The organism is Roseiflexus sp. RS-1, from assembly GCF_000016665.1.
Classification (GTDB): domain Bacteria; phylum Chloroflexota; class Chloroflexia; order Chloroflexales; family Roseiflexaceae; genus Roseiflexus.
The window spans coordinates 2146276-2160086 of record NC_009523.1 but is presented as its reverse complement, the minus strand read 5'-3'; the positions used below and the strand labels follow the sequence as shown (position 1 = coordinate 2160086).

At 59.8% G+C, this 13811-nt stretch carries 7 protein-coding genes; 2 read left to right on the top strand and 5 right to left on the bottom strand.

Annotated elements, in window-relative coordinates; all coding sequences use genetic code 11:
* Positions 1-25 precede the first annotated feature (25 nt).
* Genes hemA through hemG form a run of 3 tightly spaced genes read right to left on the bottom strand, consistent with a single transcriptional unit; the run spans position 26 to position 3450 of the window.
* Entirely contained in the window at positions 26-1303 is a 1278-nt protein-coding gene (gene hemA, locus ROSERS_RS09040; protein WP_011956483.1) for a glutamyl-tRNA reductase, read from the bottom strand.
* A gap of 15 nt (positions 1304-1318) precedes the next feature.
* Positions 1319-1936 carry a MerR family transcriptional regulator gene (locus tag ROSERS_RS09035; RefSeq protein ID WP_011956482.1) on the bottom strand — a complete coding sequence of 206 codons (618 nt, stop codon included), beginning with the start codon at positions 1934-1936 and terminating at the stop codon, positions 1319-1321.
* Between the two features lie 47 nt (positions 1937-1983).
* Positions 1984-3450 (bottom strand): protoporphyrinogen oxidase, encoded by a 1467-nt coding sequence (hemG, locus tag ROSERS_RS09030; RefSeq protein WP_011956481.1) that lies wholly within the window; start codon positions 3448-3450, stop codon positions 1984-1986.
* A 921-nt stretch (positions 3451-4371) separates the two neighbouring features.
* Between hemG and ROSERS_RS26755 the strand changes: the two genes are divergently transcribed.
* Positions 4372-8526, top strand: a complete 4155-nt coding sequence (locus tag ROSERS_RS26755; RefSeq protein WP_011956480.1) for a right-handed parallel beta-helix repeat-containing protein — start codon at positions 4372-4374, stop codon at positions 8524-8526.
* A 281-nt stretch (positions 8527-8807) separates the two neighbouring features.
* Positions 8808-9389 (top strand): DJ-1/PfpI family protein, encoded by a 582-nt coding sequence (locus tag ROSERS_RS09015; RefSeq protein ID WP_011956479.1) that lies wholly within the window; start codon positions 8808-8810, stop codon positions 9387-9389.
* A gap of 909 nt (positions 9390-10298) precedes the next feature.
* Here the strand turns inward: ROSERS_RS09015 and ROSERS_RS09010 are convergent.
* The gene (locus tag ROSERS_RS09010; protein ID WP_011956478.1) at positions 10299-11486 is read right to left on the bottom strand and encodes a M20 metallopeptidase family protein; all 1188 of its coding nucleotides are present in this window, start codon (positions 11484-11486) and stop codon (positions 10299-10301) included.
* Positions 11455-13674 carry a glycoside hydrolase family 2 protein gene (locus tag ROSERS_RS09005; protein WP_011956477.1) on the bottom strand — a complete coding sequence of 740 codons (2220 nt, stop codon included), beginning with the start codon at positions 13672-13674 and terminating at the stop codon, positions 11455-11457. The genes ROSERS_RS09010 and ROSERS_RS09005 overlap by 32 nt, the downstream gene beginning before the upstream one ends.
* Positions 13675-13811 lie beyond the last annotated feature (137 nt).

Sequence of the window (13811 nt, the reverse complement as noted above, 5' to 3'; positions counted from 1 at the left end):
TTGTGCTTCCTCTCCAGGCTATTGCTTATGTCATGTTAGCCGACGTATAGACTGCGGTATCATCGATATTGAACAACCGGCGCACAGCGGTCAGCAGTTCGCCGCTGGCTTCCGGATCGCGCAGCGCCACAATCGGCTCGTGCAGCAACTTATTGATAATCGCCGTGCTCAGCGCAATGACGGTTTCGCGCTGCTGCGGCGACAGTTCCGGGCAGCGCGCCAGCGCCCGCCGGATCTCGGCGTCGCGGATATCTTCGGCGCGCTTGCGCAAAGCGCGAATGGTGGGAACCGCCTGTTGCACCGCCCACCACTCCATAAACTTCGCAACCTCGCCCTCGATGATCGTCTCAGCGCGTTCAGCTTCCGCAGCGCGCAGCGCGCGATTCGTGCGACAGATCGGCTCAAGCGCATCAACGTCATGGAGATAGACGCCGGGAATTTCTGCGACTCCCTGATCGATATCCCGCGGGACTGCCAGATCGAAGAGGAGCAGCGGCGTCGAGCGCCCTGCTGCGGCGCGTTCCACCATCTGCTGTGACAGAACGATGCCGGGCGCCGAGGTGCAGCTGACAACGATGTCGCTTGCCGCCAGCGCATCCTCCAGATCGCTCCACGGACGCCAGGCGACGCCATAGCGCTGCGCCAGCGCGTCGGCGCGCGCCTCAGTCCGATTGACGATGGTAATGGCGGAGCATCCCCCGGCAAGCAGATGTTTCAACGAAAGTTCGGCAATATGCCCGGCGCCGATCACCAGCGCACGTCCCCGCTTGAGCAGATCGGGATACTGGCGCATCGCATCGATCGCAACCGACACCACCGACACGTGACCGGTCGCGATGCCGGTGTGCGTGCGCGCACGCTTGCCAGCCGCCAGCGCACCGTGAAGCACCCGATGGAGCACCGGACCGATCGCGCCCGCAGCGTGCGCAATTGCCAACGCCTCCTTCACCTGCCCGACGATCTGATCCTCACCCAGCACCATCGAATCAAGACCGGCTGCCAGTCGATAGAGGTGGCGCACGACCGCTTCGTTGTGATAGACGTACAGCGACGGGGCAAACAGCGCCTGATCAACGCCACGCTGTTCGACGAGAAACGTTTTCAGCGCCTCATCGCCTGCCACACCATTGCGCGTCACTGCGCACACCTCGACCCGATTGCATGTCGAGAGGATGATCCCTTCATCGACATACCGGCGCAATGCCAGGAGTGCGTCGGGCAACTCATAGAGGTTGAACGCCAGCCGCTCACGCACGGTCACCGGCGTATTACGCTGATGCACACCGATCAGGGTTATCTGCATACCTGACCACCTCATCTACTGCTGCTCATACCCGGTGATCGCTCCCAGCAGCACTGCATCCATAAAACGGTCAATCCGCGCATGGAGAGCGACCGCCTGATCAAGGTCATTCGGTTGGGCAATGCCGGGCACCGGCATCGCCAGACACGCAAACGAGTTGCGAAAGAACAGGAATGCCTGCACCGTGTCGTGCATACTGACGCCTGCCTCGCGGGTCTCACGTCCATACCCGACGCCAATCGCGCGCGCTTCGTTGAGAAACCGCTCGTCCTCTTCCTGACGGTTGATGTACTGGATGAGCAAGCCCAGGAGACGCTGCCCGAAACCACGCATCCGTTCAGCATTGGAATGCGTCATCAGGCGCGAGTGCCAGTCGGCGCGCGCCATGGCGTGGGCGTCGAAGCGCAGCAACGAGAGCGGCGCCAGCGGCGGGGTGTGATCACGCGACTGCGCCTCTTCCATCGTCTTCAGCAGCCCTGTCCGTGAGAAGCGGCGATGACCGCCAAGGGTGCGCTTCATCGGCACTTTCCCGGCGTCCCCCCAGCGGCGCAGCGTCGCTGCCGCTACACCGACGAGCGCGCTCGCTTCTGCGAGCGAAAGCCATTCGTTGTCGGTTGATTCAGTGCTCATCATCGCAATAATGTTACAATTTTCACAATGATTACGCAAGTTGAGAAACCTTAACTTTTCGCCGGTTGGACAGACGTCACCAGCGCCAGCGCCCGACGCGCAGCGTCCCGCCCCTGTTTGATACAGTCGGGCACGCCGACGCCGCGGTACGCTGCGCCAGCAAGCAACAATCCATCTGGACAACGCGCTTCGAGCGCGGCGATGCGATCGAGATGCCCGACATCGTACTGCGGGTTGCCATTGTGCCAGCGATAGACGCGCGTCAGCACAGGGGCGGCGGTGATACCCAGGATAGCGCGCAGATCGGACTGCGCCAGGCGCACCAGGTCGTCATCGTCCCGCGCGAGCAGTTCCGGGCGGCGCGATCCGCCAGCGAAGCAGCGCAGCAGCAGATAATCGTCGGGGGCGCGGTGGCGGAACTTCACCGATGAGAGGGTGCAGGCGTTGATCCAGGTCTGTTCGCTGCGCGGGATCACCAACCCATACCCATCGAGCGGCGTGCCAACTTCACTACGTCGGTAGACCATCGAGATCGTCGCCGTCGAAACGTACCGGATGGCGCGCAGAGCGCTCGCCAGATCCGGGAACGCTTCGTCCACCAGATCGGCAGCAGTGTAGGATGGGGTCGCCAGGATGACGGCGTCGGCATCCAGCGTGGCGCCATCGTCCAGCCGCAGACGATATGGACGCGCAGCAGTCGGATCATATGCCAGCGCCATGACCTTGCGGTTGGTCAGGACACGCGCCGTCAGGCGCTGTTCCAGCCGCTCGACCAGCGAACCCATGCCGCCGCGAAGGGTCATGAAGGGCGACTGATGCGCTGAAGACGGCGGCATTGAGCGACGCGCGGCAAGCATGCCGCGGATCAGGCTGCCGTGCCGTTTCTCTAACTCGCGGAAGCGCGGGAAGGTCGCCATAATGCTCTGGCGCTCACATTCTGCACTGTGGATGCCGGAGAGGATCGGTTCCGCCAGACGGTCGAGCGCCTCATTCCCCAGGCGTCGGCGGATGAAGTCGGCGAGGGTTTCATCGCCATCGTCACGACGCGCTGGCACGAACAGGTCGAGCGCCATGCGCAGTTTACCGAGCGGAGAAATCAGTGGCGAGAAAGCGAAAGGAGCGATGCGCGTCGGCACAATGAGCAGCATGCCTTCGGGCAGGGGGTGGGGACACCCGTTGTGCAACACCCAGGTGGTACGGCGCATCGGCGAGGCGACCATCAACTCATCGCCCAACCCGATTTCACGCGCCAGTTCAGCCGCCCACGGCTTCTGCGCCATGAAGGAGTCGGGACCTCCCTCGATGATGAAGGGGCCGTTCCGTTCGGTCACCACTTTGCCGCCTAAACGCGCCTCGCGCTCGATCAGCGTGACGGCGACTGGCGCAGCGCCGTCGCGCACTGCGCGACCCAGTTCATACGCTGCGCTCATTCCGCTGATCCCGCCGCCAACCACCACGATGTGGGGATGATCATGCGAGAACGGCATCGCCGTCGATGTGGCATACATCGCAGTCATGGACGCACCAAATTCTTTCAAATCTGTCAAATTCGCGCTTACTATAGTAGATTTGAAAGGTTGCGTCAAGGTTTACAAAAGCGGCACATTGCATATGCAAGGGATGAACGTGGGGTAGGAGAGCGGCGCTCCATCCGGCGCGCGGGACGTGAGACGGCTCACTTTTGCCAGGAGCGTTTGTGGCGCCCTGACGTCCTTTTTCTTCTGCCCCTCATCCCCCCACCCCCCTTCTCCCACAAGTGGAGAAGGGGGAGTATGAGTGTCCTGATGCCTGAAACAGGAGATGGCACGCAGGGGCTTTCAAAAAATCTACCCCCATGAGACATCTCCTACGCATGGGAGATGGGAATGTGGGCGTCCTGATGCCTGAAACGGGAGATGTTAAGCAATACGACAATTACAGGCGCCTATCCTGGCATTTCTCAATCAAATCATTATTAAGATAACCCTTTTTATGAAAAAACTGTCACTTTACTCATCTATGGACATACTGGTACAATGATGCACATCAGCGAACTTCTACGACCCAGACCAGGGTACAGTTCTTTTGTCAGATTCAGCCAGTTGCAGGCTGATTATCATTCGTCACCCATCCACTGCCAACTGGAACGCACGGCACAGTCGAATACGGTTTGGCAGACTGGCGATCATCCATATCTCTGTGTTTGTTCAGTCAGCCCCTCTCCTCTGTCGTGCGAGGCGACCAGGAAATCTATCGACGTCGCTTCACATCGTCGCTGCCTGAAAACCAACCTGGCGGAGTCCTGATTTGGGTGTTGTTCTGAAGGAGGTGAGTCGCAGAGACGTCGAAGTTCGTATATCGCCCTCACAACGTTATCACGTCCAGCACGGTCGGCCACGCAATCTCACTGTGTACCGCATGAGACGACAGTTCGCACAAACGACAGGAGGAGAGAGGCTATGAATCTTCGTCGCCGATACCAGCGCTTGCTGTGGACGTTCGCTGGCATCATCTGTCTACTTTTTCTGACCACCACCGCAGCGTTTGCAGTTGTCGTCACTCCCAGTGCACCCGACGGTTGGGCGCCGGCCAATGTGCGCGCCAACGCCACCGTCGCCATTACCACTGCCCAACCACGTTCGGGCAACGGCTCGCTGGAGTTTACCACCAATACCATTACTCCTGGTCAGGACAAGGCCGATTACGAGAAGATCTGGAATCCCGCCAATTTTTCTGGCCGCACACTGGCGGGACTGACTGCGCTCAGCTATGAGTACTACCGCGCCAGCAGCAGTACAACAGCAAACCATCTCGCGCCAGTCCTCCGCCTGTACGTGGTTGACGCCAACCCATCATCGTCGACCTTCGGGAAGTATGCGCTCCTCATCTGGGAGCCTGTTTACAATGGGGCAGCCCCGATACCGACCGATCAGTGGATCACGCAGAACATTCTGAACGGAAAGTTCTGGATGTTCGTCCCTTCAGGGCAATCCATTCCGAGCGGGGTTGTACAAAACTATAATGCCACGTTGAACGACTGGATCACCGGTTCGCCGGTCGGTCAACCGGGTGATCCGCCGCCGATCAATATTGATAACCTGTCGCTCGTTTTCGGCGTGAATGTCGGCGTCGGCTCCGGCTGGGGCGCCATATTCCGCGGCTTCGTCGATAATGTGACGTTGCAGTGGGGCAGCGATGAGGTGCACGCCAATTTTGAGGTCGATCAGTGCACAACGGTTTGTTATGTCGATGCGGTTAACGGCAATGACGCCAACAGCGGTCAGACGCTGACCTCTGCAAAGAAAACCATTCAGGCTGCTATCGATGCCGTCCAGCCCGGCGGTCAGGTACGTGTGCTCCCCGGCACGTATAACGAGGTGGCTACGAATCGCTTTGTTCTCGGCAGCAATGGTCCACACCAGTTCGGTCTGTTCATTGCGAAAAACGGTGTGACGATCATGGGCGTTAGTGCGAGCGATGCCCCGATCACCGATGCAACAGCCGTTCTTGCCACCGTCAACACCAACGCTACGAATACGTTTGGCTACAGCGGCATTTTTGTTGAAGGCGACAATGTCACGATTCAGGGGTTGCGCATCGGTCCGAACACGCCAGGCAACAACAAGACGATCGAAGTGATCGGCGATGACTTTACCCTGCGCGATGTCCATTTGAAGGTAACCGCTCCGGGCTTCGGCGCCGTGTATTTCGGCGACTGGCGGTACGACACCGTCAACAATATCGCTCATATTCAGTCGTACCTGATCGAAGAAAACTGGTTCGATCTGGGTGGGCTGATTTCGATCAACAATGGGACGGGTGTTGGCGGCTCGGTAAGCAACCGTATTATCCGCAATAATACCTTCACAATGAACGGTTCAACGAATCCCGCTATCAGCCTGACCGGTTCGGGAACAACCGTTCCGTGGTTCGTCCATCCGGTTGGTGGCGCGATCATTCAAGGCAATACCTTCAGCGGCTCTACACAGTACATTCGCTCGCGCGGAACCGTCATCGCCGGTGAGTTCGACTGGACGAGCTACTGGTCTGCCAATACCTACGACAAGGCGGTTGTCGCACTGGTGGGAAGTTATCCTCCATTCGATGTGCGAAGTTACACATATACGGCTGGATATACCTTCCCAAATACCAAACGGATCGGCGCCGTGATCCAGAATGAGGTCGATAACGCGCAACCGACCGATACCGTTCTGGTCAAGGCAGCAACCTATGTCGAGCAGGTGGTGATCACCAAGACGTTGCAACTGGTTGGTGAAAGCGGCGCATCCGCCACCTTCATTCAGGCGCCGACGAGCATTCCGCCCGCTTCCAACCCCGACTCGACAATTGTCAAGATTTCAGGATCAGGCATCGATGTTGAGGTGACCGGCTTTACCATCACCGGTCCTGGACCAGGCGGCTGCGGCACCATCAGGGCGGGCATCTTCGTGCGTGATGGCGCAGACGCCTTCATCCACGACAACGTTATCCGCGATATCCGTGATAACCCGATCAGCGGCTGTCAGAATGGGATCGGCATTCTTGTCGGAAGCTCAACGACCAGTGGAACCGCTACCATCCAGAACAACACTGTCTTTGGTTACCAAAAGAACGGCATCACCATCAGCGGCACGGGATCGAATGCGCTGATAGAGAGCAACACCGTCACCGGCGCGGGTGCGGTGAACTTCATCGCCCAAAACGGTGTGCAGGTAAGCTTCGGCGCTACGGCAACAGTAAAGGGTAACACGATCAACGGTCATTCGTACACCCCCTTTACCTATGTTTCTACCGGTGTCCTCATCTATGATGCGAATGCCGATACCGAAGGGAACACGATCAACCAGAATCAGGTGGGTATCTACCACATTAATGGCAGTGGCACGCACAACGGCAACCTGATCTTTGCCACCGCAACTGGCACCGGCTCACCCGGTTTCTGGGGCATCATTGCCGATGATCCGCCCCCCGGTCGATTACCTTCGCCGTTCGGGAAGAGCAGCAACCCGCTGTCCATCACCGTTCCAAATGCGGCATCTGCCGCAATGAACAGCACTGCTGCCACCAACGTCAAGACCATTCTGGTTATCAACAATGAACTCGATAGTGATGGATCAGCAGGCGGCGTCGGCATCGAAGCCGATGGCGGCTTTGGACCCATGAATCTCGATTTTACGGCGACGAACAATTATGTGCGAAACTGGGAATACGGCGTAGTGCTGTATCAATGCACCGGGAAAGGTTACTGCACAAGCAGCGACTTCGTCAATGCTACCGTACAGCTCAACAGTATTACCGCCAACGACAACGGTCTGGTCAGTGACACCGACGACTTCACCAGCAACAGCGAGTTGAACTGGTGGGGCGCTGCTACCGGTCCGAATAGCACCGGCGCCGATACGGCTGCTGGCAATACCGATTTTACACCCTGGCTGTGCAATGGCGCGGATACCGATCCGGCGGTTGGTTTCCAGCCCGATGTTACAACCAACTGCGATGGACTGGGCGATCTGACCGTTACCAAAGTCGTCAACTGGAACGGCGCTCCGCCGGCTGCGGGCCAGACCTTCGAGATCTGCATCACCGGTCCGTCGTATCCATCAGGAAACTGTCAGACGACCAGCGGCGGCGCTGTGACGTGGAACAATTTGCAGTCCGGTGACTATATCGTCACCGAGACCGATCCCGGTCCGGCGTGGAGCGTCACGCTTCCTGGCACGGTGAGTGTTTCTGACACGCAACCGGCGAACGCGACGGTCACGAACACGCTGAGTCCAGGCATGTTGCAGGTCACAAAGACGGTCAACTGGCAAGGGGTGACACCCATCCCTGGAACAACCTTCAACATCTGCATCAGCGGTCCATCCTACCCCACCCCCTTCTGCCAGAGCACAAGCGGTGGTTCGCTGACGTTTGGACCGCTCGTACCGGGCAGCTACACGGTGAGTGAGGCGCCGGGAAGTGACTGGGTCGTCAACATTACCGGCTCACCGGCTATCGTCGCACCGCAGCAAACCGCTCAGGCGACAGTACAGAACACCTACGTCGGTCCAGCGCTGGTCTGCCCGTTGCTCGACAACTTCAATCGGGCGAACACAACGAAGGGGCTTGGGAGTAACTGGACAGGCGCAACCAGCACCTACCGCATCCTGAGCAACCAGGTGCAACCCTTCACCACCGCAGGAACGATCTTCTGGAACCGGGCGCCGCGCACGTTTGGCGCCGATCAGACGGCCTGTGTGCAACTGGCAACTATCGATCCGCAGGGTAAGCATCATACGCTCATCCTGAAGGCGCAGGCCACGAACAATTATGCGAAAGGGATGATCCTCGTCTCGTATGATGCAGTCAATCAGCAGGTCGTGGTTGAGAGCATCCAACCCGGCCAGAGCTGGACAACCCGTGTCACCATTCCTGTTGCCTTCGCCAACGGCGATACCCTTGGGGCGCGCGCCCTTGCCGATGGTTCGGTGCGGGTGTACAAGAACGGGGTGCTCATCGGCGCGACTTCAACGAGCAGCTTCTTCGTCAACCGCGGCGGTCGGATTGGTGTCTGGTATCATCAGACGGCAAACGCCAGGTTCGATGATTTCGGCGGCGGCAATACGCCGTAACCGTCATCGACAACGCCAACCCTCGCTACCCGGCTGAGTTGCCGCTCACGATCCCACTTCCAGAGCACCACCGCTCCGGGGGTGGGATCGGCTCATTGTCACATCAACTCTCGACGGTTCGTTCACGGAACCCGGCATCTCCTTACGGGTGGCGCACACGTGGTTGGAGCGCCTCCCATCCACATCGTTCCGCCAGATTTTGATATAATACCCATGTCCCCATCACAAGACGCAACCAGACAAGTGGCAAATCGTGCAAAGAAGCAGAAAGGAGTTTCCCGATGGCGGCGAAGAACATCCTGATGCTCGTCGGCGATTACGTCGAGGACTACGAGGTAATGGTGCCGTTCCAGGCGCTTCAGGCGGTCGGGCACAATGTGCATGCGGTCTGCCCCGACAAGAAGGCGGGCGATAAGGTGCGCACGGCGGTGCACGATTTCGAGGGCGATCAGACGTACAGCGAGAAACCCGGGCACAACTTCACGCTAAATGCAACATTTGCCGAGGTTCGGGCGGAGGATTACGATGCCCTGGTGATCCCCGGCGGGCGCGCGCCTGAATACATTCGTTTGAATGAGAAGGTGCTGGAGATTGTACGCCACTTCGCAGCAGCCAACAAGCCGATTGCCGCGATCTGCCACGGTGCGCAGGTGCTGGCAGCAGCTGGCGTCCTCGAAGGCAAATCGTGCTCAGCATACCCGGCGGTGGGTCCCGATGTCAACCGCGCCGGCGGTCGGTACGTCGATATTCCGGCGGATAAAGCGCATGTCGATGGCAACCTGGTGACGGCGCCCGCCTGGCCTGCGCATCCCGACTGGATTGCGAAGTTCCTCGCCGTTCTGGGCACGAAGATCGAGCCGTAAGCCGCTACACGCCGGGTTCTGGACAACGGCGAGGGGTACTGTCTGGTGGAATAATCCGCTATGCCGAACTTGCCGTGGGGCTAATGAAGATTGAGTATTAAATCCGGTATGCACCCCTTGCCGTCGGGCTGATGGAGATTGAGCATTTATTCCGCTCTACCGCGCTAGCCGTGGGGCTGATGAAGATTGAGAAATAAATCCACTATCCCGCACTAGCCGTGGGGCTGAAGCCCTCGGCTAGCTAAGGCAAAGCCCGCCTGCGCGGGCTATACCGGATTATGTATTCAAAGACCATAAGCCCTCGGCTAGCCAGGGCGAAGCCCGCCTGCGTGGACTATGGCGGCATAAGCCCTTGGCTCTGCAAGGTGAAGCCCGCCTGTGCGGGCGAGAGCGGATTATTTATGAGGGGCGCTGCACCCCGCGCCCCCGCGCCCCCTGTACGGGTGCAGCGCTGCTGCGCCCCCTCGTATGCGCCTCGTGCCGTCGGGCTGATAAGATTGAGCATGAAATCCGCTATGCGCCCCTTGCCGTCGGGCTAGAGCCCTCGGCTATCCAGGGCGGAGCCCGCCTGCGCGGGCTATTGTGGATTATTTCTTCAAAGACCATAAGCATACGGACTGGATGAGGGCGAGACGCCTGTACATCGAGCGCACCGCTTCTTGCGGGCGAGATGCCCGCGCTCCCAGGCGACGCTGCCTGCGGGCAAGATGCCCGCGCTCCCAGGCGCGCTCCCACGCGGCGCTGCCTGCGGGCAAGATGCCCACACTCCCAGGCGTGCTCCCAGGTGGCGCTGCCTGCGGGCAAGATGCCCGCGCTCCCACGCGGCGCTGCCTGCGGGCAAGATGCCCGCGCTCCCAGGCGCGCTCCCAGGCAACGCTGCACGCGGTCGAGATGCCCGCACTCCCAGACCTAGCGTTTCACTTCGCCTGCCAGATAGCGTCGCGCTGTTTCGGCGAGAATTGCCGCGCCGATCGGCAGCGCGCGCTCATCGATGTCGAAGATCGGGGTGTGATGTCCGCGATTCACACCATCGTCAATCGCAGCGCCGAGCATGAACATCGCACCAGGCGCTTTCTGGGTCATATAGGCGAAATCTTCCGCCCCCATCCCGCTGCGACTCCGGTCGATTGCATCGGCGCCGATCAGATCGGCGGTCGTGGCGGCGATCCATTCGCTGACGGTGGCATCGTTGTGCCCGGCAGGATAGCCGCGCTCGATCTCCAGCCGATAATCGCCGCCTACGGCGCGTGCAACCGCGAATGCGCGTTCGACTTCGACGATCAACTGCTCGCGCACCTGCGGATCGAAACTGCGCAATGTTCCTTCCAGATACACCCCGGCGGGAAGAACGTTCGACGCTGTGCCGCCCCGCACAATGCCAAGGCTGACGACCGCCGGGTGCATCGGGTTGATCCGGCGCGCAACAATCCCGTGCAACGCCTGCATCACCGGCAACAGCATCCAGAGCGGATCCGTGCCCAGGTGCGGGTAGGCGCCATGCCCGCCACTCCCCGTGATCCACCCGCGAAAGGTATCGACCGCTGCCGAACTCGCTCCGTCACGGATGGTGATTTTCCCAACCGGCAGTCCCGAGTCGACGTGCAGGGCAATCACGTGATCGACCCCATCGAGCGCGCCGTCGTTGATCATGCGCGGCGCACCGCTGAGACCCTCGTCGTCCTGCGCTTCTTCGGCTGGCTGAAAAAGGAAGCGCACGGTGCCGTGCAGGTTGCCGGCGGCAAACTCCTGCCGGAGCAGGTGCGCCACGCCGAGCAGGATCGCGGTGTGGGCATCGTGACCACATGCGTGCATCACCCCTGGATTCCGGGAAGCAAACGGCAAACCGGTCGCCTCATCGATCGGCAGGGCATCCATATCGGCACGGATGCCGATCGTCGGTCCGTTGCCGTCACCGAGTTGTCCCACGACACCGGTTTTGCCGACGCCGGTACGAATGTCGATGCCGCCGATTTCGCGCAATGTTTCGACAACCAGTTGCGCGGTTCGCACTTCCTGGAACGCAAGCTCTGGATGCGCGTGGATTTCACGACGCAGACGAATGATTTCAGGAGCGATGGCTTGAGCTTTGTCGAGCATACAGGGTTCCTTTCTGAGCGCTTGCAACGTGAATGAGATAGGTGTTGACGAGTGTTTCCACCCGGCTGCCCCGCAGGATCAGCTCCAGGCGATACGTTCCGGGATCGGGCGGGATCAGACGCAGACGCTCAACTTCCATCGCCATACAGTCGGAAGGAAGCGTGAACGAACGCTCGACACACGCCAGCGTTGCATCGTCGGGACCGATCAGGCGCGCGGTAATGGCAACGACATCGTCACGGTGGTCGTCGTTGACGATATACACCGGCAGATCAAGGGCTTCGCCAACCGTGATCGACTCTTTTTCCAGCACGGTGAAGAGATACTGGGGACTGAACGCCATGCGCATGGCATCATATGATCGCTTCGGCGCCCGCCAGTAGTCGATGATCGACCAGGAAACCGACGGGTTCGCATCGTGAAACATAAACGGCATAATACCGCCGGTTGGACGATATTTGCGCAACCGCAACCGGTCGATATAATGGCGATTGATCTTGATTTGATACTCCTGCGACATCTGCACCAGTTCGTCGAGCGAACGGGCGGCGCGCCAGTCGTACCAGTGCGCCATGATATCCGCCTGAAACTGGTGGCGCTCAACCAGATGCTGCCAGTCGATGCGCCTGATGTCGGCATCCATGAATCTGACGCAACTCTCGACATTCGGGAAACTCTGGGCGCCAAACTCGGTGACGAAGCGCACCAACTGCGGGAAGCGACGGATCAGCGGCTCCCACTCTTCGAGGCGTCCATAGATTTTGTACCAGCCGTAGTAGAAATGGGTGCTGGTTCCTTTGCGAATTCCCGGTATGGGAAACTCATTCGATGAGCGCACGACCGGGCGTTTGCCATCTTCCCGTTCGACGACGCGCTTCAACTCGCTATCCATCACATCGCGGTTCCAGCTGAAGATGAACATCGATGCATAGGTGCGCAGGCGCGTTATCAGGCGTTCGTCGCGCGTATCGACGACGTACACCGGTTCGTTGTGCATGCACCAGAGTGCGACCGATGGATGGTTGCCCAGCAGGCGCACCATGGCACGCGCCTGACGCCGCGCTTCGGGCAGGATTTCACGACGGTAGAGCCAGTGCAGCGGGAAATCCTGCCAGAGCAGAACGCCCATCTCATCGGCGGCGTCGTAGAGCGCCGGGTGCGCAATGTGCCCATGGACGCGCAGCATGTTCATATGACACTCGCGCGCCAGGCGGAGATCTACGAGACACCGTTCGCGTGTGGTGGTTGCAATCCGCACATCGGTCGGCGGATAGTTGTTCCCCTTGACAAAGAAGCGCGTTCCGTTGAGATAGGGTATCCAGTCGTGCAGTTCGAATGTGCGAATGCCGAAGCGGAAGGTGCGCGCATCTGAGACTACCCCATCGCAGAGCACTTCGAGCGTCACCGCATACAGGTTCGGCGCACCCATGTCGTGGGTCCACCAGAGACGCGGATCGTTCAGCAGCAGAACGCCAGCGATCTCATGCGCTCCATCCGCCAGGGCGCGGCGCTGCTCAATCGTCTGCACGGCGCCAGCGAAGTTGACCGGCGCAAACGTCCAGCGCAACACGACATCACGCGCTGCGCGCGCATCGAACAGCGCACGAAAACGCAACTCCGCCAGCGACTCGCCGGATGCCTCGGTCTGAAGCAGCACCTCACGGAGACGCACTGGACCGGTCTTCACCAGTTCGACCGGCAACCAGATGCCGCCGGGGTTCGCCAGCGGGTCCATGCAGTCCCAGTGCGAGAAGATGCCGGTGATCAGGCGCTTGCCGGACTTATTGACCTCATCGGGACATTCGACCTCGACGACAATGTCATTCTCCGGAGCGATCCAGGCGGTCACCTCGTGCTCGAACGGCTCGAAGTACCCTTCGTGGCGCCCCAGATCAACGCCGTTGAAGTACGGCTGCGCCCAATAGAAAACGCCGTTGAAGCGCAGGAAATAGCGGATCGGCGCGGACTGATCCGGCGGGATGGCAGGCGCGTCCGGCAGGGTGAACCGCCGCCGGTAGACCATACACCCCGCATAGCGTTCCAGCAGCGGGTGCTGTTGCCAGTGCGCCGGTATCTCCTGCGCCAACCAGGTATCATCATCAGGCGGATAAAACCCCTGACGAAACGTGTCGACCGGCAGCAGTTTCCAGACGCCATCGAGCGAAAGAAGAGCGGGAGCATTCGTCATGCGCGTGCATCGATGAGCATTCAGATCACCTTCCAGAGCTTTGGCATTCTATGGGATCGGTCGGAGCGTGTCAACCGGCGCAAGGGGTCGCAGCCACGCACGACACCGGCGAGACGTGATACAATGAGAACATCACC